The sequence below is a fragment of the Novosphingobium sp. PC22D genome (genome assembly GCF_002556635.1).
In the GTDB taxonomy this organism is placed as follows: Bacteria; Pseudomonadota; Alphaproteobacteria; order Sphingomonadales; family Sphingomonadaceae; genus Novosphingobium.
This window is the reverse complement of record NZ_MWMO01000015.1, coordinates 78,052-102,055: the sequence shown is the minus strand read 5'-3', so window position 1 is coordinate 102,055 and position 24,004 is coordinate 78,052. Positions and strand designations below refer to the sequence as shown.

The window sequence follows — 24,004 nt, the reverse complement described above, 5'->3', positions numbered from 1 at the left end:
ATGAGCGACATTCTCGGCTATAAGGGCAAGCGCGTGATCGTGAGCGGCTGCTTCTCGGGCATGGGCGAAGCGACCGCGAAGCTGCTCCTCGATCTCGGCGCCGAAGTGCACGGGTTCGATTACAAGGACGTCGATCTTCCGCTCGCCTCGTTCAACAAGGTCGACCTGCGCGACCCCGCCTCGATCGAGGCCGGCGTCTCGGCGGTCGGCGGCAAGGTCGACGCGCTGTTCAACTGCGCGGGCCTTCCCGGCGGCGGCGGCTTCCCGCCGCTCGACACGATGAAGGTGAACTTCCTCGGCACCCGCCACGTCACCGAGAAGGTGGTGGAGCTGATGGGCCCCGGCGGCGCGATCATCTCGATCGCCTCGACCGGCGGGCTGGGCTGGAGCCGGCGCATCCCGGTGCACATGCAACTGATGATGACGCAGGGCTTCGAGGCCGGGCTCGCCTGGTGCGAGGCCAACATGGACCAGGTCGCAGAGGGCTATGCGTTCTCGAAGGAAGCGGTGATCGTGTGGACCCAGTTCATGGGCGCGCAGCTCATCAAGAAGGGCATCCGCATCAACTGCTCGCTGCCCTCGCCCACGCAGACGCCGATGATGAAGGTGTTCCACGAGACCTCGGGCAAGGCGATCGTCGATGCCGCCGCCGAGCCGCTCGGCCGCTACACCACGCCGGAGGAACAGGCCGGGCCGCTGGTTCTGATCAATTCCGACCTCGCCAGCGTCGTCAACGGCATCGTCCTGCCCGTCGACGGCGGCTTCATGGGCGGCCTCGCCACTGGACAAGTGGATATCTCCGCAATGATGGGCGGCGCGCAGCAGCAGACCGCCTGATCCGCGTGCCAATCGCGGGCATGGCTGCATGACCGGGCTCGACACAAAGCAGATCAAGCCGCTTATCGGCAGCGAGGTGCGCGCGGACGTGCGTGACCTCGTTGCCGGAACCCATGCCCGCAATTTGCGCGAACTCGTGGTTTCGCGCGGTGTGATCGTGTTCCGCGATCTCGACGTCACGCTGGATCAGCAGCGCGCGATCACTGCGACCCTTGGGCCTATCCAGGCCGGGACGAGCGGCGATGAGGTGCAGAAGGTCACGATCGACAAGTCGGTCAGTCCGGAATACGCGACCTACTTCGCCAACACCTATTTCTGGCACATGGACGGCTACCACGACCAGGTCACGCCCGTTTTCGGGGGCTCGTTTCGCCCGGCGCGGCTAGCGCCGGAAGGCGGCGAGACCGAGTTTCTCAGCACCTATGCGGCCTATGAAGGCCTCGATGCCGCGGACAAGGCGCTGATCGACGGCCTGCATGTCATCTATTCCGGCCTTACCGTGGGACTCGCCGCCATCCCCGACGCGGACGACGACCAGATCGCGGCCTGGCGCAAGCGCCCGAGGGCTCGTCAGCCGCTCGTCTGGGCCCATCGCGACGGGCGCAAGTCGCTTATGCTCGGCGCCGCCGTGTCGCACGTCGAGGGCATGCATCCCGCCGACAGCTACGACCTGCTCGCGCGGCTGCGCGTCCACATGTGCCGGCACGAATACGTCTATCGCCACGAATGGCGCGAGGGGGACCTGCTGGTCTGGAACAACACCGGCACGATGCACCGTGCCCGCCCCTTCGATCCGGCAAGCGGGCGCCTCATGAATCGGTTCACTCTGCTCGGCGACGAGGAGATCCGCGCGCCTTCGCCGGTCCCGGCCTGACCGCGGCTCAGGCGATTCCCATCGCGGCCAGCGCGCCGCCCTCCACCTTGATGTCGACACCCGTGATGAACCCGGCACGCGCGCTGCACAGAAACGTCGCCACGGCCGCGAGTTCGGCCGGCTTGCCGAGCCGGGGCAAGGCGGCGCCTTCCAGCATCTGCGTGACCATCGGGCTCATCTCGCCCGCCATCATCGCCGTATCGATGAAGCCGGGCGAGATCGAGACGATCCGTGCGCCGCGCTCACCGAAATTCTTCGCCTCGCGCCGGGCGATCGCGCGCACCGCCCGCTTCGAGAGCGGATAGGCCGATTCCGGCGTCGGCGCATAAGCGGCCAGCGCCTGCGACGGCACCTCGGGCAGTTCCCCTTCGAACGGTGCGACCGCCTCCTCGGGGAACGGCAGGTGACTGGCGAGCGAAGCGAAGAGCACCACCGCGCCCCGCGCGTTCATCAGCGCCCGCAGCGTCTCGACGAGCCGGACGGTGGCATCGAGATTGATTTCGAGCATCCGCCCGGCGGGGGCCATGCCGGGCGAGACGCCCGCCGTGTGGACGGCAGCACCGACGCCGCGCTGACCGATCAGCGCAACCAGACGATCCCAGAACGCGGCTTCGGTGATGTCACCGGCGAGGATTTCGACATGCGCGCCCTGCTCGCGCAGCGGCGCGGCGACCGATTCGAGCCTGGCTTCGTCGAGATCGCAGAGCACGAGTTCGGACCAGCCGTCCTCCGCCAGCAGCCGCGCGCATTCGCAGCCCATGCCGCCGGCGGCGCCGGTCACGATTGCCACGCCCTCGGCGCGCACCCATTCGTTCATCCTCGATCCCCGATAGTTGTGCGCAGCGGATGTCCGTCGCGGAGAAAGGCGGGTCAAGCCTTGGCGCGCCTGAGCGAACCGCCTATCGCCGCGGCGAAGCGACTAGGAAGGGAGCGAGGCCATGTCGGACGCGGTCATCTACGAAGCGGGCGAGGACGGTATCGTCCTGCTCACGCTCAACCGTCCGGAGATCCGCAACCCGATCTCCGACCCCGAGATGGTCGAAGCCCTGATCGGCGCACTGGCCCGCCTCGAGGCCGACGACACGGCGCGCGTCGCGATCCTGACCGGCGCCGGCAAGGGCTTCTCCTCGGGCGGCAACATTCGCGAGATGAAGCCGGGCGGCAATCTCAATGCCGGCACGCCCGTCGCGACGCGGCTTTCCTACAAGCGCGGCATCCAGCGCCTGCCCCTCGCCTTCGCCGCGCTCGAAGTTCCCGTGATCGCCGCGGTCAACGGCGCCGCGATCGGCGCGGGTTGCGACCTTGCCTGCATGTGCGACTTGCGCATCGCCGCCGAAAGCGCGGTCTTCGCCGAAAGCTTCGTCAAGCTCGGCCTGATCGCGGGCGACGGCGGGTCCTGGTTCCTGCCGCGGCTGGTCGGCTGGTCGAAGGCGGCGGAGATGGCGCTGACCGGCGACTCGATCGACGCCGCCGAGGCGCTTGCCTTCGGGCTTGTGTCGCAAGTCGTCCCTGGCGAAGAGCTTGTCGCCAGCGCCCGCGCGCTGGCGCTGCGGATCGCCGCCAATCCGCCCCACGCCGTGCGAATGACCAAGCGCCTGCTCTGGGAAGGCCGGCGCAGCGACCTCGCGCCGCTGCTCGAAATGGCCGCCGCGATGCAGGCGACGGCGCACACCACCGACGATCACGCCGAAGCGGTTGACGCGTTCCTCGCCAAGCGGGCACCGTCGTTTCGCGGGACTTGAATTTCAATGTGATTTGGTCATATGGCGCTCACATCATAATGTGAGTTAGTGCAAATGGCCGTCGAATTGATCGAAAAAGTCCGCCGCCTCGTGAACGAAGGCGGCATGAGCAGGTCGGGACTCGCCAGAGCCGCCGGACTTCATGCCAACACCCTGCGCGACTGCACCGACCCGGACTGGAACCCGACGGCGGAAACGCTCGGCAAGCTCGAGCGCGTGCTCATGTCCAACGACGAGCGCCCGATCCTCGTGCCGATCGAGGAGATCATCGACGAAGCCCGCAATGGCCGGATGTTCGTGCTGGTCGACGATGAGGACCGCGAGAACGAAGGCGATCTCGTCATTCCCGCGCAGATGGCCACGCCGTCGGCGATCAATTTCATGGCGACTCACGGTCGTGGCCTGATCTGCCTGTCGCTGACCAGCGACCGCTGCGAACAGCTTGGGCTCGAACCGATGAGCCGCAACAACGGCACCCGGCACGAAACCGCCTTCACCACTTCGATCGAAGCGCGCGAAGGCGTGACCACCGGGATTTCCGCGGGCGACCGCGCGCGTACGATCTCGGTCGCGATCGACGGCAGCAAGACTCGTGACGACATCGTCACGCCGGGCCATGTCTTCCCCTTGCGCGCACGCCCGGGCGGTGTGCTGGTGCGCGCCGGTCACACCGAGGCCGCCGTCGACATCTCGCGGCTCGCCGGGCTCAATCCGTCGGGCGTGATCTGCGAGATCATGCGCGACGACGGGACCATGGCACGCATGGACGACCTGATGACCTTCGCCCGCCTGCATGACCTCAAGATCGGAACGATCCGCGATCTCATCGCCTATCGCCGCAAGCACGACCGCATGGTGGTGAAGAAGTCCGAACTGCAGTTCTCGAGCCGCTTCGGAGGCACGTGGACCGCGCGGACCTACTTCAACCAGGCCACCGGCGACGAGACGATGGCGCTGATCAAGGGCTGCATCGATCCGGACAAGCCGACGCTGGTGCGCATGCACACCTTGTCGATCTTCGCCGACATCCTTGGCGAGGAGATCGGCGACCGGGCCGACCTGCTCCATCGCTCGATGGACATTATCGCCAGGGAGGGCACCGGCGTGATCGTCCTGATCAACCGGCCGATGTCGCGGCTGATGAGCCAGACGATCGACTTCAAGCAACGCGTGCGCGCGGGCGAAACACCCGACCTCGAGGAACTGCGCGACTATGGCGTGGGCGCGCAGATCCTCGCGGAACTGGGCATCCACGACATGATCCTGCTGACCAACACGCATCATTCGCTCGTCGCGCTTGAAGGCTACGGCCTCAATATCGTCGGCGAACACCCGGTCGAAGCCTGAGGGAGGATCAGACCATGGCGAAGTTCCTGATCGTCGAAGCGCGATTCTACGACCATCTCAACGACATGCTCATCAAGGGCGCGCGCGCCGCGCTCGAGGCTGCGGGGCATCAGGTGGAGGTCGTCACCGTTCCCGGCGCGCTCGAAATCCCCGCGGCCATAGCGCTGGCCGAAGAGAGCGGCGCCTACGAAGGCTACGTCGGGATCGGCGTCGTCATCCGCGGCGAGACCTACCATTTCGAAATCGTCGCGGGCGAGAGTGCGCGCGGGATCATGGCACTGACCATGGACGGGATCGCGATCGGCAACGGCATCCTCACCGTCGAGAACGAAGCCCAGGCCATCGTCCGCGCCGATCCGGCACAGAAAGACAAGGGCGGCGAGGCGGCCAAGGCGGCGCTCGCGCTGCTGGCGCTCAAGGAGCGCTTCGGTGGCTGATCGCCATCCGGGGATCGGCGGGCTGCCCCTCGTCCTCGGAGGCAACGTCTTCGGCTGGACTCTCGACCGCGACGGCGGCTTCGCGGTGCTAGACGCCTTCTACGAGGCGGGAGGCCGAATGATCGATTCGGCGGAAGGCTATTCGGCCTGGGCGCCGGGCAATGTCGGCGGCGAATCCGAGGCCATGCTGGGCGACTGGATGGAAAGCCGCGGCGTGCGCGGCGACATGCTGATCGGCACCAAGACCGGCATGGGCGGCGTGGCCAACGCGCTCGCGCCCGAAAAAGTGACCGCCGCGCTCGAAGGATCGCTCGAACGGCTGCGCACCGACTATGTCGACATCTACTACGTTCACCGCGATGACAAGACGACGCCGCTCGACGAGGTGGCTTCGGTCTTCGGTTCCGCCGTCGTCAAGGGCAAGGCACGCGAACTCGGCGTGTCGAACTATGCCGCCGCGCGCCTGAGGGCACTCAATGGCGAGGCCGAGCGGCAGAGCCTGCCGCGTTTCAGCGTGATGCAGCCGATGTATAACCTTGTGGCACGCTCGGGGTTCGAGGGCGAGCTTCAGGCCCTGAGCGTCGAGCAGGGCATCGCCGCCCTGCCCTACTACGGCCTGGCTTCGGGCTTTCTCACCGGCAAGTATGCCAGCGCCGACGACTGGCAGGGATCGAGCCGGGCGGGCGCGCTCGATGCCGCCGCCGCCGATGGCGGATGGAACGCGCTCGCGGTGCTGCAAGACGTCGCCGCCCGCAACGGCGTGACCTGCGCGCAAGTCGCGCTCGCCTGGCTGCGCCGGCAACCGGGGGTCGCTGCGCCGATCGCCAGCGCCACTTCTCCGGCACAAGTGAGCGATCTGGTTCGCTCGGCAACGATCGAATTGGCCAAGGCGGACCTCGCAAAGCTCGACGGCGCGCTTCCCTGATTGGCCGACGGGCGATCCCTCGCCTTTTGCGCTGACCCTCATGGCGCGGCGTCGGCTCGGATGCTCGCCTGGCGAGAGTATCAGGGTTCCCCCTTCCCCAAGCGCACGCCTTCGTCCTTCACTACGGACCAAAGCGTGCGCTAATTCATGTCAAGTTCACAAATAGGACGCAACCAAATTACATGGTTTCCAGTATATTGAAGACCAGCTAGGGAGCATGTGTCCGATCAATTCAATCCATTTCGGATATTATTTTATAAGGCGGAGCCCGTAGCGATAATCGGGTCCGCCAAGGGATCGCAACCGAGGCCACGGCGGGGCGCGGACGCCAGTTGGCCCATATAGACTTGGAGATACAAGGCGTGGCATCGATCCGCGAAGCACGAATGCTGGCGAAAGACCTCTCGCTCAAGATTCCCGAACTCGAGAAATGCGGCGCCCATGTCGCGGCGGCCCATCTGCAGGCAGCAATCGACGCGCTTTGCAAGCAGTTTGACATACCCAGGATAACCTCCGCTTTGGAGTAAGCTCTGCGCGACCTGCGGACCAAATCATGGTTGGCTTTATCTGTTCCGGATCGGAAGGGACCGAAACGCCGGCGGATGCTTCGCACGGTGAACCGCCCCTCCGCCCGGAATGGCCTGAAGCGACGTCCACGACCTCGTTGCCTTCCGCCATCCAGCTTTCTCCGGTCGTGGAGACTTATGCTAACTTATGGATAAGCGGGAAGAAATCATGCGAAACCGGGCGCGTGCCAGTCGCCTGATCGGTGTCGCAAACGAGCTTCTCGCGATGGCGCACGAACTCGAAAAGTCCGTCGCGGAGGAAGAAGGCCAGCCGGTGCCCATCACCACCGCCAAGCGCGGCGTGGCCCCTCGCGACGCCCAACCCGCCGATCATCCACTATGGGGCGAACTCGCGCGGCAGACATACGCCGACCGGCGCCGTCGGCCCAAGATATTCGGCAACGAGGACCTGTTCGGCGAACCGGCCTGGGACATCGTGCTCGATCTCTTCATCGCCGCGAAGGAGCGGCGGCGCGTCTCGGTCACCAGCGCCTGCATCGGTTCGGCGGTTCCCTCGACGACCGCCCTGCGCTGGATCACGATTCTCGAGCGCGAAGGGCTGCTGCTGCGCGAGGCCGATCCGTCCGACGCGCGGCGGATCTACGTCAAGCTCTCGGCGCGCGGATACGCCGCGATGGTGGACTATTTCTCGCAGGCGAGTCGGTCGGTCGTGCTGAACGACGACAAGTGGCCTCCCGAGGCCATATCGGGAAGCTGACTCGTCCGGCTTCGGATCATTTTCCCGATCCGACTCGTTCGGAAATGACTGGCGAGTCGATTTGCCCTCGGCGAGTTACCTCAAGGCAAAGCCCCGCGCAGCGCCGCCCGGTCCCTCGTTGCGGACCGTGCTCCACGACGCGAATGCGCGGCCCAGGCCGACGCTCAGCCAGCCGGGACCGTGCGATATTTCCTCTACGACAGGCTCAGCGGGCGAGGCGGCCGAAGGCACCCTTGCCGGCGTAGCGCGCCGCGCTGCCCAGTTCTTCCTCGATGCGGATGAGCTGGTTGTACTTGGCGAGGCGGTCGGAACGGGCGAGCGAGCCGGTCTTGATCTGTCCGCAGTTGGTCGCCACGGCGAGGTCCGCGATGGTCGCATCCTCGGTTTCGCCAGAACGGTGCGACATAACGGCGGTGTAGCCGGCGCGCTGCGCGATCGAAACCGCCTCCAGCGTCTCGGTCAGCGAGCCGATCTGGTTGACCTTGACCAGCAGCGAATTGGCGAGTCCCTCGTCGATGCCCATGGTCAGGCGCTTGGGATTGGTGACGAAGAGATCATCCCCGACGAGCTGGACCTTGTCGCCGATCTTCTCGGTGAGCGCCTTCCAGCCTTCGAAATCGTCCTCGCCCATTCCATCCTCTATCGAGATGATCGGATAGGCCCCGACGAGGTCGGCGAGATAGTCGGCGAACGCCGCGGGCGAGAGCGAGAGACCCTCGCCGCTGATCTCGTACTTGCCGTCGCGGAAGAACTCGGTCGAGGCGCAGTCGAGTGCGAGCATGATGTCGCTGCCCGGCTTGAAGCCCGCCTTCTCGATCGAGCCCATGATGAAATCGAGCGCATCGCGCGTGCTTGCAAGGTTGGGCGCGAAACCGCCCTCGTCCCCGACCGCCGTGGCGAGGCCCTTTTCCGACAGGCCCTTTTTGAGCGTGTGGAAGATCTCGGCACCCCACCGAACCGCTTCGGCAATCGAATCGGCGCCGACCGGCATGACCATGAATTCCTGGAAGTCGATCGGATTGTCCGCGTGCTCGCCGCCGTTGATGATGTTCATCATCGGCACCGGCAGGAGATGCGCGGAAACCCCGCCGACATAGGTGTAGAGCGGCAGGCCCCGCGCGTTCGCCGCGGCCTTGGCGGCGGCGAGGCTGACGCCCAGAATCGCGTTGGCCCCGAGCCGGCCCTTGTTCTCGGTCCCGTCAAGCGCAATCATCGCATGGTCGAGGTCGCGCTGGTCCTCGGCATCGAGGCCGACGAGCGCATCGGCGATCTCGCCGTTGACCGCGGCGACGGCCTTCACCACGCCCTTGCCCAGATAGCGGTCCTTGTCGCCGTCGCGCAGTTCGACCGCTTCGTGGGCGCCCGTCGAGGCGCCCGAGGGCACTGCGGCGCGGCCGAAGCTGCCGTCCTCGAGAAGAACGTCAACCTCGACCGTGGGGTTGCCCCGGCTATCGAGAATTTCGCGTCCGTGGATGTCGATGATCGCGGTCATGCGGCGCTTTCCTTCCGGTTCCTGGTGTCGACGGGCGATATTCGAGCGGCGTCATAGCAGCGGAACTTTCGCAGGCAAGTTGCGTTGCAGGAATAGCGTCGGATGTGTGATAGACTACACGTAGCGCGATGCTGTGCCCGCCCGTCAGGGTCACAAGGAGGAGTTACCATGGTCGATCCCGAAGTCACCGCCGAAACCGCGAATGCCGAGGCGAAGAGCCACTTCACGAAAGCCGTCGAAGAGGCCAGGGCCGGTGCGCAGGCGCTCGGGAAGGAAGCCCAGGCCCGCGCCGAGGAATATCGCGGGAAATTCAACCAGAAGAAGGACGATCTCAGCGCCGACGCCAAGGTCCGCTCGGACGAGGCGAAGGACAAGGCCTTCGCTTTCGCCAACGAGGGCAAGGCCAAGACCAGCCAGGCGATGACGTCGGTCGGCAAGATGGTCAGCGACAACGCCGCCATGATCGACGAGAAGGTCGGCGTGAAATACGGCGACTATGCCCGCTCCGCGGCGAAGTCGATCAACGATGCCGCCGTCCAGCTCGACCAGAAGACGTTCGACGAACTCGGCGAGGATGCCAAGGCGTTCGTGAGGCAGAGCCCGGCCCTTGCGGTCGGCATGGCCGCCGCGGCCGGTTTCATGCTCGGCCGCATCTTCAAGGGTAAGTAACAGCACCGCACACGGGGAGCGGATTGCCGGATATGATTGATGAAAGCGTGGCGCTGGCCGCGCCCGATCCAGATGCGCGCGAACGGTCGCTTCAGGACGACCTGAAGAAGCTGGCCGAGGAGGCGCGAACCGCGGCGGAAGCGGAGTTCGCCTTCCAGAAGTCGCGCGCGGCCTATGCCGGCAAGGCCGCCCCGCGAATCATCGGCTTGCTCGTCGTGGCGGCCGTGTTCGTATTTTTCGCGATCATGGCTTTCGTGGTCGGCACGATCATCGCACTCGGTCCCCTGCTCACGGCCTGGGGGGCCATGGCTGCCGTAACCCTTGCCCTGCTCGTCATCGCGCTGGTGCTGGCGCTGACGGCGCGCTCGATCTGGAAGACGGTTCTCAAGGTGATCGCCGACGACAGGTCGTCATCATGAGCGTGTCCGCAAAGCAGGTCATCGCCGATCGTGAGACACGCAATATCGCGCGCGATGCCTATGAAGGCCGGCTCGCCCAGATCAAGGCGGACATGGAAGCGCGCGGCATCGCCGGTCGGATCGCCGACGAGGTCGGCGAGAAAGCCAAGGCCGCGTTCGACGAAGCGGTCGATATTGCCGAAAGCCATCCCGGCGTGGTTGGAGGAACCATCCTCGCGCTGGTGCTTTGGTTTGTCAGAAGCCCCATGCTTGCTTGGGCCGAGGATTGGTTCGGCCCATCGGAAAGGATCGATGACGATGGCGACGGAGAGTAACAAGACCCCGCCCCAAACCTCGACAGCGCCTGCGACGAACATCGTTTCGCTGCCGCAAAAGCCGCCGGAACCGCGCGCCTCGGACAAGGCGATCGCCTGGGTAAAGCGGCATCCGGTCATGGCGATCGCCGGCGGCGTCGCCGTGGGTGTCGCGGTTAGCGCGCTGCTGCCGCGCCGCGCAGGACGCAAGGTCGCGAACCGGGCGATGAACATTGCCGAATTGGCCGCGACAAGCTCGATGATGCTCGGCCGCTCAGCGGTCGACAAGGCCGAGGACTTCGGTGAAGGCACCCGCCGCAAGGCCGGACTGCTTGCCGGACGGGCCGAACGGCTGGGCGAAGCCGCCGCCGATCGCGCCGAACGGGCCGGTGCGGCCGCGCTCGGGACGGCCAGCGTACTGGCCTCCTCCGCGCGCCATCGGGCCGAACGCCTGGGCGACGCGGCCGCGCATCGCGCGAGCAAGTTCACGCATGCCGCGCTCGACCAGTCGACCAAGTTGATCGGCTATCCCAAGCCGGCGCCGACGTTCGCAGAGCGGATCATCGAGAAAGCAGGCGAAATCAGGGGCCGGATTCGCTCGTGAAAGCTTGAAGTTTCGGCGGACTGCGCGCTAAGGGGGCCCCTCACCGCAAGCACGATTGGGCCTTCAAGCATGCAGAAACTGCATCTCGTGATGGGCGGCCGGGTCAAGGACCCGCGCAGCCATGAATTCGCTGATCTCGACAACCTCGACATCGTCGGGGTCTTTCCCAACTACGCCACGGCCGAAGAAGCCTGGCGCTCGCACGCGCAGCGCACGGTCGACGATGCCGAGATGAAGTACGTCATCGTCCACCTCCACCGCCTGCTGTGGTCGGACGAGATGGAAGAGAAATGATCGAACCGGCCATGCGCTCGCCCGCTTATCGCGGGTAGCGCATGGCCGGTTCGCAAGGCGCCGCCGGGCGGGTTCGATTCCCGCAGCGCGATCGATCTCAGATGAACTCGATCTTTTCGACCAGATAGAACTTGTCGCCCGCCGGGACCGTCACTTCGACCTCCTCATCGACCTTGCGGCCGATCAAAGCCTTGCCGAGCGGCGAGTTGTAGCTGATCCGCCCGACCTTCGCGTCCGCCTCATAGGGGCCGACGATCTGGTAGCGCACCGGCTTGTCGTCCTCGTCAAGCAGGGTCACCGTCGCGCCGAAGATCACCTTGTCGCCCGAAAGCGTCGCGGGATCGATGATCTGCGCACGGCTGATCTTGTCCTCGAGATCGGCAATCGTCGCCTCGACCTGGCCCTGACGCTCTTTCGCGGCGTGATATTCGGCGTTCTCCGACAAGTCGCCGTGAGCGCGGGCTTCCTCGATCGCATCGACAATGCGCGGGCGTTCCTCGCGCAGCGCCTTGAGATCGGTAGTGAGCCTCTCATACCCTTCCGCGAGCATGGGCAGCTTTTCGACACTCGCCATCGTATTCATTCTTCCTCCAGCGCCTCCCCTCGCGACTACGATCCTGCCCCGCAAGTTCGAGTGCGGGCCGACCTGTCGCGATTTGGGGAGGCAAGATCGATTTCAGCTATAATAATCTTGTAGCGATCGCACTTCAAGCTGGCTGCCGCGAATCGCGGCAATCGCTTCGGCCGCCGCGATGCTCGCCGCCGCCGTGGTGAAGATCGAGACCTTCGACGTCAGCGCCGAAGCGCGGATCGACTGCGAATCCTTGAGGCTCTGCCAACCCTCGGTGGTGTTGAAGATCAACGCGATCTCGCCATCGATGATCTTGTCAACGATGTGCGGCCGGCCCTCGGCGACCTTGTTGACCCGCTCCACCGGCAGCCCGGCGTCAGACAGGAACTGCTGCGTCCCCCCCGTCGCGACGATGCGGAACCCCTCCTTCACCAGCGCCTGCACCGCGGGCAGGATGTGCGGCTTGTCGCTGTTCTTGACCGAGACGAACACGGTGCCTTCGGTCGGCAGCCGCATGCCCGCGCCGAGCTGGGCCTTGGCGAAGGCACGCGGATAATCGCTGTCGATCCCCATGACCTCGCCGGTCGACTTCATCTCCGGGCTGAGCACCGGATCGACGCCCGGGAACTTGGCGAAGGGGAACACCGCCTCCTTGACCGCGACATAGTCGAGATCGCGCCGGAACGCTTCGAAATCGGCGAGCTTCTCGCCGGCCATCACGCGCGAGGCGATCTTGGCGACTGGCTGTCCAATCGCCTTGGCGACGAAGGGAACCGTACGGCTGGCGCGCGGATTGACTTCGATCAGGTAGACATCCTTGCCTTTCACCGCGAACTGAATGTTCATCAGCCCGCGCACGCCGAGCCCCCGGGCGAGGAGATCGGCCTGCCGCTCCATTTCGGCGACGGTTTCGGGCGGCAGACTATAGGGCGGAAGCGTGCAGGCGCTGTCGCCCGAGTGGATGCCGGCTTCCTCGATGTGCTGCATCACGCCCGCGACGACCACGTCGTCACCGTCGCACAACGCGTCGACGTCGCACTCGATCGCATCGCGCAGGTACTGATCGATCAGCACCGGGCTGTCGCCCGAGACGTGCACCGCATTCTCGATGTAATCGTCGAGCTGCTGCTCGGAATCGACGATTTCCATGGCGCGGCCGCCGAGCACGTAGCTCGGGCGCATCAGCACCGGATAGCCTATCCGCCCCGCCACCGCCGCGGCTTCGTCGCGGCTGCGGGCGATGCCGTTGGCAGGCTGCATGAGGCCAAGCTTGTCGACCAGAGCGGCGAACCGCTCGCGGTCCTCGGCAAGGTCGATCGCATCGGGCGACGTACCCAGGATCGGAATGCCTTCCTTCTCCAGCGCGGCGGCGAGCTTGAGCGGCGTCTGCCCGCCGAACTGCACGATCACGCCGACGAGTTCGCCCTTCTGCTGCTCGACCCGCAGGATCTCGAGCACGTCCTCGGCCGTCAGCGGCTCGAAATAGAGCCGGTCGGAAGTATCGTAGTCGGTCGAGACCGTCTCGGGATTACAGTTGACCATGATCGTCTCGAACCCGGCTTCCTCGAGCGCGAAGCAGGCGTGGACGCAGCAGTAGTCGAACTCGATGCCCTGGCCGATCCGGTTGGGGCCGCCGCCGAGGATCACGATCTTGCGCCGGTCGGAGGGCATTGCCTCGTCCTCGGGCGCGCCGAAGCTGGGCGCCTCATAGGTCGAGTACATATAGGGCGTGATCGCCTCGAACTCGGCGGCACAACTGTCGATCCGCTTGAACACCGGCTCGACGCCGAGCTTGCGGCGAAGCTGGCGCACTTCGTCCTCGCTCGTCGCGCCCGCCATGGCGCGCAGCGTATCGTGGAGCAGGCCCGAGCGCTTGGCCTGGGTCTCGGCAAGGCCGCCAGCGACGTGGACCGAACGCACCGCCAGCGTGGCGAGCCGCTTGTCGGAAAAGCCCATCGCCTTCAGCCGGCGCAGCCCTTCGGCATCGGTCGGCAGGCCGTCCGCGAGGATCTTCGCCTCTTCCTGGACGATCGCCTCGATGTGCCGCAGGAACCAGCGGTCATAGTGCGTGATCGCGTGGATTTCCTCGATCGAAAGCCCCTCGCGCATCGCCTGGGCCACGTAAAGCAGCCGCTCGGGCGTCGCCTTCGAGAGCGCCGCGGTGATCGTGTCCCGGCCCGCGCCCTCGAGTTCGGGGACGCGGTTGAAGCCGTCGAGCCCGGTTTCGAGACCGCGCAGCGCCTTCTGCATCGACTCGGGGAAGCTGCGGCCAATGGCCATGACCTCTCCCACCGAGCGCATCGCGGTCGACAGCTCGTTCTTCGAGCCCTTGAACTTCTCGAAGGCGAAGCGCGGGATCTTGGTGACGACATAGTCGATCGTCGGCTCGAAGCTGGCCGGCGTCGCGCCGGTGATTTCGTTGGTGATCTCGTCGAGCGTGTAGCCGACCGCGAGCTTCGCCGCGACGCGCGCGATCGGAAAGCCGGTGGCCTTCGATGCCAGCGCCGACGAGCGCGAGACGCGCGGGTTCATCTCGATCACGATCAGGCGGCCGTCCTTGGGATTGACCGCGAACTGCACGTTCGACCCGCCGGTCTCGACGCCGATCTCGCGCAGCACCTCGAGCGAGGCGGTGCGCATGATCTGGTATTCCTTGTCGGTCAGGGTCAGCGCCGGCGCGACGGTGATCGAATCGCCGGTATGCACGCCCATCGGATCGACGTTCTCGATCGCGCAGATGATGATGCAGTTGTCGTGGCGGTCGCGCACGACCTCCATCTCGTATTCCTTCCAGCCGAGCAGCGATTCCTCGATGAGAACCTCGGTCCTGGGGCTGGCGTCGAGACCGTCGCGCACGATCCGTTCGAACTCGGAACGGTTGTAGGCGACACCGCCGCCGGTGCCGCCGAGCGTGAAGCTGGGACGGATGATCGCGGGCAGGCCGGTACGTTCGAGCACCGCGTAAGCCTCGTCCATCGAGTGCGCGACGCCCGAGATGGCGGAATCGAGGCCGATCTTGTCCATCGCCTCACGGAAGCGTTGGCGGTTCTCGGCCTTGTCGATCGCATCGGCATTGGCGCCGATCATCTGCACGCCATGCTTGTCGAGGATACCCGCCTCGAACAGGTCGAGCGCGCAGTTGAGCGCGGTCTGCCCGCCCATCGTCGGCAGGAGCGCGTCGGGCTTTTCCTTCTCGATGATCCGCTCGACAACTTCGGGCGTGATCGGCTCGACGTAGGTCGCATCGGCCATGTCCGGATCGGTCATGATCGTCGCCGGGTTCGAGTTCACCAGGACGACCCGGTAGCCCTCTTCCTTCAGCGCCTTGATCGCCTGGGTTCCGGAATAGTCGAACTCGCAGGCCTGACCGATGATGATCGGCCCCGCGCCGATGACGAGGATCGAGGATATGTCGGTGCGTTTGGGCATGGGCGCCTTTCTGCTGGAAACTGTCTAGGCGGGGCGCGTTCGCGATCACCTGGCGAACGCGCCGGAAGAGGGTCGTCAGGCCACGAGGCCGGAAAACGCCTTTTCCCAGTATTCGGGTCCCTCGGCCTTGGCCCTCTGGACGTTCTCGTCCTCGGCCTGAAGCTCGGCGAGCGCGGTGCGGAAGCGATCGGCCTGGAAGGCGTGCATCGAACCGCCGAACTCGTTCTGCTTGGTCGACCAGGCGCCCTTCTCGATCATCGCGTCGATGAAGCGCGCACCGGCTTCCTTGGCGCAGCCGCGGGCCTTGGTGCCGAACTTGCGTACCGAGATCGAGACCTTGTCCTCGAAGATCAGCACGAGTTCGCCGTGCGGATAGAAGCGCGGTGCGACGCTGAGGTCCGCGGCGGGGCCGGCGACGTAGTAGGCGTAAACGAGATCGGTCAGTTCGCTCATTTCAACATCCCCACGAATTTTTCGAACAGGTAGAAACTGTCTTGCGGACCCGGGCTGGCCTCGGGGTGATACTGGACCCCGAACGCCTTCTTGTCCTTCAGGGCGATCCCGCAGTTGGTGCCGTCGAACAGCGAGACATGAGTCTGCTCGACTGTCTCGGGGAGCGTGTCGCCATCGACCGCGAAGCCGTGGTTCATCGAGGTGATCTCGACGTAGCCGTCCTCGAGCCGCTTCACCGGATGGTTCGCGCCGCGATGGCCCTGGAACATCTTGGCTGTCTTCGCGCCGGCGGCAAGGCCGAGCATCTGGTGACCGAGGCAGATGCCGAAGATCGGGATATCCCTGTCGAGCAAGGCCTTGATGATCGGCACCGCATATTCGCCGGTCGCCGCCGGATCGCCCGGGCCGTTCGAAAGGAAGACGCCGTCGGGCTTGAGCTCGAGAATCTTGTCGAGGCTCGTCTCGGCGGGAACCACGGTGACTTTCGCGCCCGCCTTCACGAGGTTGCGAAAGATGTTGTCCTTCGCCCCGTAGTCGATCGCGACGACGTGCGGGCGTTCGCCGGCGGGCGCCTGACCGTAGCCCGTGCCGAGCGTCCAGGTCGAGCCGTCCCAGCCCTGCTCGATCTGCCGGCTGACGCGCTTGGCGAGGTCCATGCCTTCGAGCCCGGGCCAGTCCTGCGCGCGCTTGAGCAGCGCGGGAATGTCGAAGTTGCCGTCCGGATCGTGCGCGATCACCGCGTTGGGCGCGCCGTTCAGGCGAATGCGGCGGGTCAGCGCGCGGGTATCGACGCCGGCGAGGCCGATCTTGCCGTGATCGCGCAGCCAGTTGTCGAACTCGCCGCGCGAGCGGAAGTTGGAGGCCAGCGTCACGTCCTCGCGCACGACGCAGCCGACCGCCGAATCGACGCTCGACTCGAGGTCTTCCTCATTGACGCCGACATTGCCGATATGCGGAAAGGTGAAGGTCACGATCTGCGCGGCGTAGGAGGGATCGGTCATCACCTCCTGGTATCCGGTCATCGAAGTGTTGAAGCACACCTCGCCCACCTCGGCACCGACCGCGCCGAATCCCTTTCCCCACAGGACGGTCCCGTCGGACAGGACGAGCACGCCCGTGGCTCCCTGGGGTTTGGGCGCGTGCGAAGTTGCGGCGTCGGCCATGTTGGGTCGCTCCGTTGACGGCGTTCGGACGATGATTGCTAAGTCCCAACGGCTAGACACGGTTGTGCATGGCGTCAAGCCAGACGGTGGAAATCCGAGCTTCTCCGTCCTATTTCGCCGAACATACCAGACATTGTGATTGGAACAGCAAAAACCATGATCCGCGATTCGATCAAGGCCGCCCAGGTTTCGGCGATGAAAGCCGGCGACAAGCCGCGCGTGGCGGCGCTCCGCCTGATTCTCGCCAAGCTCAAGGACCGCGACATCGAGCTGCGTACGGCCGACAAGGCGCCCGACGACGACACGCTCGTCATCGAGGTCCTGCAGAAGATGGCCAAGCAACGCCACGAATCGATCGAGCTTTTCGAGCAGGGCGGTCGCCCCGAACGCGCCGCCGACGAGCGCGCCGAGCTTGCGGTGATCGAGGAATTCCTTCCCGCGCGGATGTCCGAGGAAGACACCAAGGTCGCGATCGAGGCGATCAAGGCAGAGACCGGCGCGCAGGGCATGAAGGACATGGGCAAGGTCATGGCCGAGTTGAAGGCCCGCCACGGCGCGCAGCTCGACATGTCGAAGGCGAGCGGCCTGGTGAAAGCCTCGCTCGCGTGACCGTGGCGCCTCCCCTCCCCGGGGCCTCCCGGGCCGGGAGGCTCCCGGGCGCAGGGCCCCGACCGTGCTGAGCCCGCAGTGGCTCGACCAGTTGCGCACGCGGATCACGCTGTCCGCGCTGGTCGGGCGCTCTGTGCGGCTGACGCGCGCGGGGCGCGAGTTCAAGGCCTGCTGCCCATTCCACAACGAGAAGACGCCCAGCTTCTACGTCAACGACGAGAAGGGCTTCTACCACTGCTTCGGCTGCGGCGCGCACGGCGATGCGATCCGCTGGATGACCGACCATCAGGGTCTCGAGTTCATGGACGCGGTCAAGGAACTCGCCGCCGAGGCCGGGATGGACGTCCCCGCACCCGATCCGCGCGCAGCCAGGCGGGCCGAGCAGCGCGCCTCGCTCCACGACGTGATGCAGGCCGCGCAGGACTGGTTCGTCGCCAATCTCGCCGCGCCGCAGGGCGTCGCCGCGCGCGAATACCTCGCCTCGCGCGGGTTCGACGAGGCCACGGTGCGCAAGTTCGGCTTCGGCTATGCGCCCGACGACCGTCAGGCGCTGAAAGCCGCCCTCTCCCGCTTTCCCGAGGACATGCTGATCGAGGCGGGCCTCAGGATCGCGGTCGAGGACGAGACGCGCGGCAAGCGCGAGCCTTACGACCGCTTTCGCGGCCGGCTGATGCTGCCGATCGAGGATACGCGCGGTCGCGTGATCGCGTTCGGCGGCCGCATTCTCGTCAGGGACAAGACGGATGCGCCCAAGTATCTGAACTCGCCCGACACGCCGCTGTTCGACAAGGGGCGTACGCTCTACAACCTCCACCGCGCCGCACCCGCCGCGCGCCAGTCCGGCCGGATGATCGTGGTCGAAGGCTACATGGATGTCATCGCCCTGGCGAACGCGGGGATCGCCGAATGCGTCGCCCCGCTCGGCACCGCGCTGACCGAAGAGCAGATCGAGCTGCTCTGGCGGCAGGTGGAAACGCCAGTGCTGTGCTTCGACGGCGATGCCGCCGGCCAGCGCGCGGCGATGCGTGCGCTGACGCGGGCGATGCCGATGCTGCGGCCCGCGCATTCCTTGCGGTTCGTGCGCCTCCCCGAGGGCCTCGATCCCGACGATCTGCTCAAGGCTAGAGGCCGCAAGGCGATGGAGGCTCTGCTAGGCGAGGCGCAGTCGCTGCTCGACGTCCTGTGGGAGCACGAACGCACTGCCGCTCCGCTCAACTCGCCAGAGGACAAGGCCGGGCTCAAGGCGCGGCTGCTCGCCCATGTCGACGCGATCGGCGAGCGCGACATCGCCAGCCTCTACCGCCGCGAACTGCTCGATCGCTATTCGGCCTTCGCCTTTCCCCCGCGCCCGGACCGCTTCGAGGGGCGCGGCAAGTCCGGATTCGGCCGCCGGGGCGAGGCCCCGCGCCAATCCTCCAGCGCCGAATCGCTCGGCCGGTTGCGGCGGATCACCGGAGGCGGCGCGCGCGACGCGCTATCGGCCGCAGTGCTTGCGGGATTGTTCCGCTGGCCGGGCGAAATCGCGCGCCATGCCGATGCCCTCGCGCGCACGCCCCGGCTCGACCGGCGCTTCGCCGGCCTGCTCGATTGCTGCGATGCGGCAGACACGCTTGAAAGCGAGGCGCTTTCCACCATATTGTCCGAGCACGGTCTGGAAAGGCCGGAACCCGCCGAATACTCGGGGCTCCGTTTCGGTTTTCTCGACCCCGAAGCGACCCCCGAACAAGCGGCGTCCGACCTTTCCTCGGCGGTCGAGTTGCTGGTGGAACGTCCGGCACTGGAGGCGGCTTTGGCGGAAGCAACCGCGCGGTTCGAGAGCGACTTGTCGGAAGACGCCTTCGAAGAGCAGCAGCGTCTGCTCAAGAGAAAGCTGGAATTCGATCGGCGGCTCAGGCAAATGGCGACGAGAAATGCGGCGGTCCCTTAGGTATAATTGGGACACCCGGGGGCAGCGACAGCAGGATTTTGTGACGGTATAATGAGCAAGAACGAAGAAAACACGGCGGAAAAGACCGACGGGACCGACGCGCCGCTGATCGACCTCAACGAGGCTTCGGTCAAGAAGCTGATCGCGCGCGCCAAGCGCAAGGGCTACATCACCATCGATGAGCTCAACGAGGCCCTGCCGCAGGACCAGATGAACTCCGACCAGATCGAGGACATCTACGCCGCGATCAACGAGATGGGCGTCAATATCGTCGAGAACGACGAGGACGCGCAGAGCGAGGACGACGATGACGGTCCCGACGAGATGGAGCCGGAGGATTCCGGCTCGCAGCGCGTCGTCGTCGAAACCAAGAAGAAGGAAACGGTCGAGCGCACCGATGACCCGGTGCGCATGTACCTGCGCGAAATGGGCGCCGTCGAGTTGCTCAGCCGCGAGGGCGAGATCGCCATCGCCAAGCGCATCGAGGCCGGCCGCGACATGATGATTCTCGGGCTTTGCGAAAGCCCGATCACGTTCCACGCGATCATCCTGTGGTCCGAGGCGCTCAACAACGGCGAGATGCAGCTTCGCGAGATCCTCGATCTCGACGCGATGCTCTCGAAGGAGCCCGCGCCCGAAAGCCTGAACGACGATGAGGACGACGACAGCGGCGAAATCAGCGAAGCGACCGCCGGCCCTTCCTACAAGGAGGATGACGACGAGGAGGAAGAGGAGGAAACCGCTTCCGACGATGAGGACGAGGACGGCACTGAACGCCGCGCCAAGCGCGAGGAAGACGACGAGGAAGACAACACCCTCAGCCTCGCGCAGATGGAAGCGGCGCTCAAGCCCGAAGCGCTTGAGAAATTCGCGACGATCACCGAACTGTTCAAGGCGTTCGAGCAGCTCCAGAACGAGCGCCTCGATGCGCTCGCACTGGGCAACGATTTTCCGGCCGCGAAGGAAGCCCAGTATCACCAGTTGCGCGAGGATCTCACCGCGCAGGTCGAATCGGTGCAGTTCCACGCGACCAAGATCGAATACCTCGTCGACAATCTTTATGCGTTCAACCGCCGGCTGACCACGCTTGGCGGCCAGATGCTCCGCCTTGCCGAGCGTCACAAGGTCAAGCGCGCCGACTTCCTGAGCACTTACGTCGGTCGCGAGCTTGACGACACCTGGCTGGCCGAGATGTCGGGCAAGGACAAGAAGTGGGCGGCATTCGCCGAGGCCGAGGCCGATTCGGTCGAGCGCATCCGCTCCGAGGTTGCCGACATCGCCGCCGCCACCGGCATGGCGCTTCCCGAGTTCCGCCGCATCGTCAACATGGTCCAGAAGGGCGAACGCGAGGCACGCATCGCCAAGAAGGAAATGGTCGAGGCGAACCTGCGGCTCGTGATCTCGATCGCCAAGAAATACACCAATCGCGGGTTGCAGTTCCTCGACCTGATCCAGGAAGGCAACATCGGCCTGATGAAGGCGGTCGACAAGTTCGAGTACCGGCGCGGCTACAAGTTCAGCACTTATGCGACGTGGTGGATCCGGCAGGCGATCACCCGCTCGATCGCCGACCAGGCGCGCACGATCCGTATCCCGGTCCACATGATCGAGACGATCAACAAGCTGGTGCGCACGAGCCGCCAGTTCCTCCACGAGCAGGGCCGCGAGCCCACGCCCGAGGAAATGGCCGAGCGCTTGTCGATGCCGCTCGAGAAGGTGCGCAAGGTGATGAAGATCGCCAAGGAGCCGATCAGCCTCGAGACGCCGATCGGCGACGAGGAGGATTCGCACCTGGGCGATTTCATCGAGGACAAGAACGCGATCATCCCGGTCGATGCCGCGATCCAGTCGAACCTCAAGGAAACCGTCACTCGTGTGCTCGCGAGCCTCACCCCGCGCGAGGAACGCGTGCTGCGCATGCGCTTCGGCATCGGCATGAATACCGACCACACGCTCGAGGAAGTCGGCCAGCAATTCTCGGTCACCCGCGAACGCATCCGCCAGATCGAAGCGAAGGCGCTGCGCAAGCTCAAGCACCCGAGCCGCAGCCGCAAGATGCGCAGCTTCCTCGACCAGTAATCGTTTCCCACAGTCCAGGTGCGATGGCGCCTGCGGTTTGTCCGCGGGCGTTTTCGTGTATGCATCGCGATCGGGCGGACACAATCCGGAGGGCGCGGGCATGATTACCAAGGCAAAACTTGCAGCTTTGGCCTGGGTGCTTGCTGCCGCCGCGGCCTCGACAGCTGCCGCGCGGGCGGAGACCCCCGCCGCCGTGGCGCCCACGGACCAGGCCGAACGCCTTGCGCTTGCCCACGAGATCATCGCCGTGGCCTTTCCCCCGGAACGGCGCGAAGCGATGCTGGCCGGCACGATGAACGCGATGCTCAAACAGATGCGGGCGGGAGCGAAGTTCGATTCGATCGAGGACGCCGGACTGCGCAAGATCGTCAGCAAGTTCCTCGACAGCATTCCGGCGCGCCTCAAGCCGGTGACGAGCGATTTTCTCCCCTTGCAGATGGATGCGATCGCCGGGGCCTATACCCGAATGTTCACGCTCGAGGAGCTTCGCGATGTCGCGACTTTCGCACGTTCACCCAGCGGCAGGACCTATCTGCAGCGCAGTATGGAGACCATGTCCGATCCCGCCGTGGCGCAAGTCAACACGCGGTACTTCGAACAAGTAGGGGAGATCACGAAGCAAGGACAGAAAGAGCTCATGGCCGAGATCATGACCTATCTTGAAGAGCATCCCGAGGCCGCGCCCAAGACGGACGGCTGACGCGCTTGCGGGTTAACGCCCACCGCGAGGCCCGCTGCTCATTGACCGCATAGCCGGGCACCGAAGGCGCGATCGGATCGAGCCGGACCCAGAGTGCGATCGCCACTGCACCGAGCGTGAGCACGAGATATGCGGCCCCGGCCCGGCGCATCGGCCAGACAGGCGCGAGCGGCATCAGCGCCATCGCCGTGAGCGCCATCGACAGCAGGCATACGGCAGGCAAGGTCGGGCCCACTGCCTGCATCAGCGCGAAGCCCAGCATGAGGGCGTACCCACCGACGAGCGCCCCCGCGACAACCGAAAGCACGATGCCGATTGCCGGAAGCGAAGTGCGCGCCGCCGCGGCGAGGCCGCACAGCAGCAGCGGGATCGTCAGGACATAGGCGGCGAGCGGTGCCAGCGCCTGAAGCGCCATCGCCGACAGCCCTATCGGGAGGACGAAGCCGAGCTGGCGCGAAGCGCTCGCGAAGCTCCGGCTCGCAAGCAGCGCCAGGCCGCCGAGACAGACGAGCGCCGCCATCGCCTGGAGCCGGGGAATGGCCGCAAGCCGGTCGTAGTAGTTCGGCGCATCCCCGCCCATCGAAAGCCAGTTGACGGCGGCCAGCACGAGGCCCGTTCCGGCCAGTATCGCGACGAGCCAGCCCGCCGCCGCGCAAAATGCCCGCCAGTCAAATCCGCGCCGCGCGCTCCAGACGAAACCGGCGGTGCCGACCGCGAGCATGACCCATCCCCAGTACGGGGCGTAGCTCACGACGAAAAGCCCGAAGACGTCAAAAAAGACGACGTCGGGCGCGGGCTGCGGCAGGCGTTCGGCGTCGACGAGGGCGCGCGTAAGCCCCAACGCCTGCTCGCCCATGTGCTGCAGAGCCCCCCGGTCGAGATTGTCCGCCGTCGCCAAAGGCGAATGGTAGAGGCCCGGCCTGCCGATGAAGGCGAAGTTCCACGCCGGGAAGCCCAGCGGCAGCGCCACGGTGAGATCGGTGTCGTTGGGCAGGACCGAATAGATGAACGTCGCCAGCGAAGTCCCCCCGGGATGCGGCACGCTGCGCGCCCAGGTCCGCACGACCTCGCCGTTGTCCGCCGACGTCTGGAAAAGGTTCGCCTTGCCGCCGCCGCCGCGCGTTTCGAGATTGATGAGAGCGCCGATCCGTTCGCGTTCGTCCGCCTCGGCGAAGAACAGCCTTACGCCGGACAGTCCCGCTTCCTCGCCATCGGTGAGGATGACCAGAAGGTCGCGGCGGCCCTGCTCTTGCGCGGCAAGCCGCTCCGCGACGGCAAGGATCGCGGCGACACCGGCTCCGTCATCGGCCGCCGCCGGAGAGCCCGCGACGCTGTCGTAGTGGGCCATGAGCGCCACCGTGGGCAGGCTCCGGTCCGATCCGGGCAGGACAGCGATGATGTTGGTGAGCGGGATCGAAGCAGCCTTGCCGCCGCTCCGTGCGTTGAGAAACCGTACCGCGTCCGGCGGAAAGGTTCCGCGCTGGAGCCGCACTTCCATGCCGAGCCCGTCAAGCCGCCCGACCAGCCAGTCTCGCAGAGCCGCGTGCTCGGCCGAGCCGCTGGGGTGCGGCGCGCGGGCGATCCGGCGGATGTCGCGCATGGCCGCATCGGCCGAGAATCCGTCCGGCGCGGCTCGCGGTGCAGGTGGCGTCGTGCCGAGCACCGCGAGGATGATAGCGCCCGCCAGCGCGACGATGAACGCGAGCGTCAACCGCAATATCCGCACTCCGCAGCCCGGCGCGAATGTCGGCGAGGCCTGTCGTGCAGTCAACCGCACCGCGCCGTGGCAGGCAAGGAGGACTTGAGAAGCCGTGTCCAAGTGCCTCGCAACCGGCGAAAACATCCGCGATATCCCG

24 protein-coding genes are annotated in these 24,004 nt (G+C 65.8%); 17 read left to right on the top strand and 7 right to left on the bottom strand.

Annotated features, from left to right (window positions below; all coding sequences use genetic code 11):
• Positions 1-837 (top strand): coniferyl-alcohol dehydrogenase, encoded by an 837-nt coding sequence (locus B2G71_RS18940; RefSeq protein WP_098108276.1) that lies wholly within the window; start codon positions 1-3, stop codon positions 835-837.
• Between the two features lie 28 nt (positions 838-865).
• A complete protein-coding gene (locus B2G71_RS18935; RefSeq protein ID WP_098108275.1) occupies positions 866-1,711 on the top strand; it encodes a TauD/TfdA family dioxygenase in 846 nt (281 codons plus the stop codon).
• A 7-nt stretch (positions 1,712-1,718) separates the two neighbouring features.
• Here B2G71_RS18935 and B2G71_RS18930 read toward each other — a convergent pair whose 3' ends face one another.
• Positions 1,719-2,528, bottom strand: a complete 810-nt coding sequence (locus B2G71_RS18930; protein WP_098108274.1) for an SDR family oxidoreductase — start codon at positions 2,526-2,528, stop codon at positions 1,719-1,721.
• Positions 2,529-2,649: 121 nt separating this feature from the next.
• Here B2G71_RS18930 and B2G71_RS18925 point away from each other — a divergent pair, with 121 nt between their 5' ends.
• From B2G71_RS18925 to B2G71_RS18900, 6 genes are all read left to right on the top strand, one after another.
• Complete coding sequence (locus B2G71_RS18925) at positions 2,650-3,453, top strand: crotonase/enoyl-CoA hydratase family protein (RefSeq protein ID WP_098108273.1); 804 nt, start codon at positions 2,650-2,652, stop codon at positions 3,451-3,453.
• 54 nt (positions 3,454-3,507) lie between these two features.
• A complete protein-coding gene (gene ribB, locus B2G71_RS18920) occupies positions 3,508-4,800 on the top strand; it encodes a 3,4-dihydroxy-2-butanone-4-phosphate synthase (protein WP_098108272.1) in 1,293 nt (430 codons plus the stop codon).
• A 14-nt stretch (positions 4,801-4,814) separates the two neighbouring features.
• A complete protein-coding gene (ribH, locus tag B2G71_RS18915) occupies positions 4,815-5,237 on the top strand; it encodes a 6,7-dimethyl-8-ribityllumazine synthase (protein WP_098108271.1) in 423 nt (140 codons plus the stop codon).
• Complete coding sequence (locus tag B2G71_RS18910; protein ID WP_098108270.1) at positions 5,230-6,162, top strand: aldo/keto reductase; 933 nt, start codon at positions 5,230-5,232, stop codon at positions 6,160-6,162. The genes ribH and B2G71_RS18910 overlap by 8 nt, the downstream gene beginning before the upstream one ends.
• A gap of 362 nt (positions 6,163-6,524) precedes the next feature.
• Positions 6,525-6,689 (top strand): hypothetical protein, encoded by a 165-nt coding sequence (locus B2G71_RS24190; RefSeq protein WP_168176409.1) that lies wholly within the window; start codon positions 6,525-6,527, stop codon positions 6,687-6,689.
• A gap of 208 nt (positions 6,690-6,897) precedes the next feature.
• On the top strand, positions 6,898-7,446 hold the full coding sequence (locus B2G71_RS18900) for a MarR family transcriptional regulator (RefSeq protein WP_240530230.1): 549 nt from the start codon (positions 6,898-6,900) through the stop codon (positions 7,444-7,446).
• A gap of 205 nt (positions 7,447-7,651) precedes the next feature.
• Here the strand turns inward: B2G71_RS18900 and eno are convergent, their stop codons facing one another.
• The gene (gene eno / locus B2G71_RS18895; RefSeq protein ID WP_098108267.1) at positions 7,652-8,938 is read right to left on the bottom strand and encodes a phosphopyruvate hydratase; all 1,287 of its coding nucleotides are present in this window, start codon (positions 8,936-8,938) and stop codon (positions 7,652-7,654) included.
• 168 nt (positions 8,939-9,106) lie between these two features.
• Between eno and B2G71_RS18890 the strand changes: the two genes are divergently transcribed.
• The 5 genes from B2G71_RS18890 to B2G71_RS18870 all read left to right on the top strand — a co-directional run bounded on the left by B2G71_RS18890 (position 9,107) and on the right by B2G71_RS18870 (position 11,217).
• A complete protein-coding gene (locus tag B2G71_RS18890; RefSeq protein ID WP_098108266.1) occupies positions 9,107-9,607 on the top strand; it encodes a hypothetical protein in 501 nt (166 codons plus the stop codon).
• 47 nt (positions 9,608-9,654) lie between these two features.
• Positions 9,655-10,026 (top strand): phage holin family protein, encoded by a 372-nt coding sequence (locus tag B2G71_RS18885; protein WP_240530229.1) that lies wholly within the window; start codon positions 9,655-9,657, stop codon positions 10,024-10,026.
• Positions 10,023-10,340, top strand: coding sequence for a hypothetical protein (locus tag B2G71_RS18880; RefSeq protein WP_098108264.1), 318 nt, complete (start codon positions 10,023-10,025; stop codon positions 10,338-10,340). The genes B2G71_RS18885 and B2G71_RS18880 overlap by 4 nt, the downstream gene beginning before the upstream one ends.
• A gap of 118 nt (positions 10,341-10,458) precedes the next feature.
• The gene (locus B2G71_RS18875; RefSeq protein ID WP_206049456.1) at positions 10,459-10,923 is read left to right on the top strand and encodes a hypothetical protein; all 465 of its coding nucleotides are present in this window, start codon (positions 10,459-10,461) and stop codon (positions 10,921-10,923) included.
• Positions 10,924-10,992: 69 nt separating this feature from the next.
• On the top strand, positions 10,993-11,217 hold the full coding sequence (locus B2G71_RS18870; RefSeq protein WP_098108263.1) for a DUF4170 domain-containing protein: 225 nt from the start codon (positions 10,993-10,995) through the stop codon (positions 11,215-11,217).
• A gap of 97 nt (positions 11,218-11,314) precedes the next feature.
• Here the strand turns inward: B2G71_RS18870 and greA are convergent, their stop codons facing one another.
• The 4 genes from greA to carA all read right to left on the bottom strand — a co-directional run bounded on the left by greA (position 11,315) and on the right by carA (position 16,833).
• Positions 11,315-11,791, bottom strand: coding sequence for a transcription elongation factor GreA (gene greA / locus B2G71_RS18865; RefSeq protein WP_098108300.1), 477 nt, complete (start codon positions 11,789-11,791; stop codon positions 11,315-11,317).
• Between the two features lie 102 nt (positions 11,792-11,893).
• A complete protein-coding gene (carB, locus tag B2G71_RS18860) occupies positions 11,894-15,217 on the bottom strand; it encodes a carbamoyl-phosphate synthase large subunit (RefSeq protein ID WP_098108262.1) in 3,324 nt (1,107 codons plus the stop codon).
• A gap of 75 nt (positions 15,218-15,292) precedes the next feature.
• Positions 15,293-15,670, bottom strand: a complete 378-nt coding sequence (locus B2G71_RS18855; protein ID WP_098108261.1) for a hypothetical protein — start codon at positions 15,668-15,670, stop codon at positions 15,293-15,295.
• The gene (carA, locus tag B2G71_RS18850) at positions 15,667-16,833 is read right to left on the bottom strand and encodes a glutamine-hydrolyzing carbamoyl-phosphate synthase small subunit (RefSeq protein WP_098108260.1); all 1,167 of its coding nucleotides are present in this window, start codon (positions 16,831-16,833) and stop codon (positions 15,667-15,669) included. Before carA ends, B2G71_RS18855 begins: the two co-directional genes overlap by 4 nt.
• Before the next feature lie 156 nt (positions 16,834-16,989).
• Between carA and B2G71_RS18845 the strand changes: the two genes are divergently transcribed.
• From B2G71_RS18845 to B2G71_RS18830, 4 genes are all read left to right on the top strand, one after another.
• Entirely contained in the window at positions 16,990-17,442 is a 453-nt protein-coding gene (locus B2G71_RS18845) for a GatB/YqeY domain-containing protein (protein ID WP_098108259.1), read from the top strand.
• 64 nt (positions 17,443-17,506) lie between these two features.
• A complete protein-coding gene (gene dnaG, locus B2G71_RS18840; protein ID WP_098108258.1) occupies positions 17,507-19,369 on the top strand; it encodes a DNA primase in 1,863 nt (620 codons plus the stop codon).
• Between the two features lie 51 nt (positions 19,370-19,420).
• On the top strand, positions 19,421-21,448 hold the full coding sequence (gene rpoD, locus B2G71_RS18835; protein WP_098108257.1) for an RNA polymerase sigma factor RpoD: 2,028 nt from the start codon (positions 19,421-19,423) through the stop codon (positions 21,446-21,448).
• 100 nt (positions 21,449-21,548) lie between these two features.
• Entirely contained in the window at positions 21,549-22,148 is a 600-nt protein-coding gene (locus tag B2G71_RS18830; protein WP_098108256.1) for a DUF2059 domain-containing protein, read from the top strand.
• On the opposite strand, the gene B2G71_RS18825 is transcribed toward B2G71_RS18830, so the two are convergent.
• Positions 22,096-23,859: a M28 family peptidase gene (locus B2G71_RS18825; RefSeq protein ID WP_240530228.1), complete on the bottom strand. Its 1,764-nt coding sequence runs from the start codon at positions 23,857-23,859 to the stop codon at positions 22,096-22,098. The genes B2G71_RS18830 and B2G71_RS18825 overlap by 53 nt on opposite strands.
• Positions 23,860-24,004 lie beyond the last annotated feature (145 nt).

Coding starts and splice junctions, on each gene's coding strand:
- rpoD (WP_098108257.1), top strand. CDS start 19,421: ATGAGCAAGAACGAAGAAAACACGGCGGAAAAGACCGACGGGACCGAC.
- B2G71_RS18845 (WP_098108259.1), top strand. CDS start 16,990: ATGATCCGCGATTCGATCAAGGCCGCCCAGGTTTCGGCGATGAAAGCC.
- B2G71_RS18830 (WP_098108256.1), top strand. CDS start 21,549: ATGATTACCAAGGCAAAACTTGCAGCTTTGGCCTGGGTGCTTGCTGCC.
- carA (WP_098108260.1), bottom strand. CDS start 16,833: ATGGCCGACGCCGCAACTTCGCACGCGCCCAAACCCCAGGGAGCCACG.
- B2G71_RS18890 (WP_098108266.1), top strand. CDS start 9,107: ATGGTCGATCCCGAAGTCACCGCCGAAACCGCGAATGCCGAGGCGAAG.
- B2G71_RS18925 (WP_098108273.1), top strand. CDS start 2,650: ATGTCGGACGCGGTCATCTACGAAGCGGGCGAGGACGGTATCGTCCTG.
- carB (WP_098108262.1), bottom strand. CDS start 15,217: ATGCCCAAACGCACCGACATATCCTCGATCCTCGTCATCGGCGCGGGG.
- B2G71_RS18870 (WP_098108263.1), top strand. CDS start 10,993: ATGCAGAAACTGCATCTCGTGATGGGCGGCCGGGTCAAGGACCCGCGC.
- ribB (WP_098108272.1), top strand. CDS start 3,508: ATGGCCGTCGAATTGATCGAAAAAGTCCGCCGCCTCGTGAACGAAGGC.
- greA (WP_098108300.1), bottom strand. CDS start 11,791: ATGGCGAGTGTCGAAAAGCTGCCCATGCTCGCGGAAGGGTATGAGAGG.
- eno (WP_098108267.1), bottom strand. CDS start 8,938: ATGACCGCGATCATCGACATCCACGGACGCGAAATTCTCGATAGCCGG.
- B2G71_RS18935 (WP_098108275.1), top strand. CDS start 866: ATGACCGGGCTCGACACAAAGCAGATCAAGCCGCTTATCGGCAGCGAG.
- B2G71_RS18855 (WP_098108261.1), bottom strand. CDS start 15,670: ATGAGCGAACTGACCGATCTCGTTTACGCCTACTACGTCGCCGGCCCC.
- B2G71_RS18930 (WP_098108274.1), bottom strand. CDS start 2,528: ATGAACGAATGGGTGCGCGCCGAGGGCGTGGCAATCGTGACCGGCGCC.
- B2G71_RS18900 (WP_240530230.1), top strand. CDS start 6,898: ATGCGAAACCGGGCGCGTGCCAGTCGCCTGATCGGTGTCGCAAACGAG.
- ribH (WP_098108271.1), top strand. CDS start 4,815: ATGGCGAAGTTCCTGATCGTCGAAGCGCGATTCTACGACCATCTCAAC.
- B2G71_RS18880 (WP_098108264.1), top strand. CDS start 10,023: ATGAGCGTGTCCGCAAAGCAGGTCATCGCCGATCGTGAGACACGCAAT.
- B2G71_RS18875 (WP_206049456.1), top strand. CDS start 10,459: ATGGCGATCGCCGGCGGCGTCGCCGTGGGTGTCGCGGTTAGCGCGCTG.
- B2G71_RS18940 (WP_098108276.1), top strand. CDS start 1: ATGAGCGACATTCTCGGCTATAAGGGCAAGCGCGTGATCGTGAGCGGC.